The sequence below is a fragment of the Mesorhizobium sp. M7A.T.Ca.US.000.02.2.1 genome (assembly GCF_003996995.1).
Lineage (GTDB): Bacteria > Pseudomonadota > Alphaproteobacteria > Rhizobiales > Rhizobiaceae > Mesorhizobium.
This window is the reverse complement of the sequence record NZ_RZTT01000649.1, coordinates 1-2,268: the sequence shown is the minus strand read 5'-3', so window position 1 is coordinate 2,268 and position 2,268 is coordinate 1. Positions and strand designations below refer to the sequence as shown.

Annotated in this window: 2 protein-coding genes; both read right to left on the bottom strand. The window is 65.1% G+C overall.

The genetic code is table 11. The annotated features are described in order from the left end of the window. A partial coding sequence (locus tag EOD15_RS33030; protein WP_148129777.1) for an ABC transporter permease occupies positions 1-745 on the bottom strand: 745 nt, incomplete at its 3' end. After that, on the bottom strand, positions 742-2,268 hold a 1,527-nt coding region (locus tag EOD15_RS33025; protein ID WP_245463833.1), incomplete at its 5' end, for a sugar ABC transporter ATP-binding protein. The genes EOD15_RS33030 and EOD15_RS33025, both read right to left, overlap by 4 nt.

The window sequence follows — 2,268 nt, the reverse complement described above, 5'->3', positions numbered from 1 at the left end:
GCGTATAGGAGTTGCCGCTGGCATAGGCCGCCTCGCCCGTATAGGTGAAGAAAGTCAGGAACAGTCCGCCGATCGCCGCCAGCAGGCCGGCCAGCGTGTAGGCAGCGAACTTGCCGCGCCGGATCGGCACGCCGGACATGTAGGCCGCCGTCTCCGACGAGCCGGCCGCGTAGGCCGCGCGGCCGAGCACCGAGCGGCTGAACGGCACCCAGATCACCAGCACGATGGCCAGCAGGACGACCAGGCTCGCCGGCACCACGCCGAACACACGGCCGGTCAGCGCATCGGCCAGATCCTCATTGACCGAGCCGCCCGGAAATGGCCGCAGCAAAAGGCCGATGCCGTAATAGACGGCGCCTGTGGCAATGGTGGCGACGATCGGCTGTAATCGGCCATAGATGACGATGGCGCCGTTGATCGCACCGCACAACAGCCCCACCGCCAGCACGGCGATGACACCGAGCGTCGTCTGCATCGGCGTGCCGACCACCAGCCAGGAGGCGAGGCAGTTGGTGAGCAGGAAGATCATACCGACGGACAAGTCGATGCCGGCGGTGATCACCACCAGCGTCTGCGCCATGGCGACAAAGGCGAGCAGCACGCCCTTGTTCGACGCCGTCTGCACGACATTGGCGGTGAAGCCCGCCGGATGGTTCGAGGTGTAGATGACGAACATGACGATGAAGATGCCGAGCGCCAGCAGAGTTCCGCGCTGCTCGGCCAGCCAGTAGCGCCAATCTTTCACGCGCTTGCTCCCAGGCCCACCGGGCTCTCCTCGCCATGGATGTTGAGCGCGCTTGATATCAGCGCCCGCTCGGTGATCTCGGCACCAACCAACTCGCGCTTGACCGCCCCGTCATAGAGCACCAGCACGCGATCGCAGCAGCCGATCAGCTCGTCATAGTCGGTCGAGTAGAACAGGATCGCCGCACCCGCGTCGGCCAGTTTGCGCATCAGCTGGTACAGTTCCTGCTTGGTGCCGACGTCGATGCCGCGCGTCGGATCGTTGAGCAGGATGATGCGCGGCTGGCGCATCAGCCATTTGGCGATGACCACTTTCTGCTGGTTGCCGCCCGAAAGCGCGCCGACCGGAATGTCGAGGCCTGCCGTCTTGATCGCCAGGAGGCCGACCATGTCGTCGATCAGCCGCTGCTCGGCGGCACGGTCGATGATGCCGGCTTTCGACAGCCGGTCGAGCGCCGCGAAGGACAGGTTCTCGCGCACCGTCATCGGCAGCATCAGCCCTTCGGTCTTGCGGTCCTCGGGGATGAGCGCCATGCCGATGCCGTCGTCGCGCGCAACGGATGGGCTGGTGATCGACACCGGCTTGCCGTCGATCAGGATCTGGCCGCTGAGGCCCCGCAGCACGCCGAAGAAGGCGAGCAGCAATTCGCGCTGGCCCTGACCGTCGAGGCCGCCAATGCCGACCACCTCACCTGCCCTGACGGTCAGCGAGATGTCGTGCAGCCGGTCGGCCCAGGAGAGCTTGCGGGCCTCTAACCTGGGGGCTGCGGTGGCAGGCACCGCCGCCGGCTTGGGCGGAAAGATATGGCTGTATTCGCGGCCGATCATCAGTTCGACCACCTCATTGTCGCTCTTTGTGCCTGCCTTGTAGCTGGCGACATTGCGGCCGTTGCGAAACACCGTGCAGTGGTCGGCAAGCTCGGCGATCTCGTTCATGCGGTGCGAGATGTAAAGCAGCGCCAGCCCTTCCGAGCGCAATCGCTTGAGCACGCTGAAGATCTTGGCAACGTCGGTCGCGGTCAGTGCCGAGGTCGCCTCGTCGAGGATCAGGATGCGCGGCTTCCTGGCCAGCGCCTTTGCGATCTCGACCATTTGGCGGCGTGACAGCGGCAGGTCCTTGACCAGCGCCAGCGGGTGGATATCGGCGGCGCCCGCGCGTGCCAGCGCCTCCTCGGCGATGCGGCGCTGCGCCTTGCGGTCGATCATGCCAAAACGCTTCGGCGGATCGGAAATGACTATGTTGTCGGCAACGCTGAGTTCGGGAACCAGCGACAGTTCCTGGAAGATGCAGACGATGCCGGCCTTGTTGGCGGCACCCGGAGAAGCGAAGGTCGCCTCGCGCCCGTCCAGCGTCATGCGGCCCTCATCGGGCGCCACGACACCCGCCATAACCTTGATCAGCGTCGATTTGCCGGCGCCGTTTTCGCCGAGAATGGCATGAATGCTGCCGGCTTCGACAACAAGCTCGGCCTTCTCCAGCGCGCGTACACCGCCATAGCGCTTGGATATGCCTTCCATACGAAA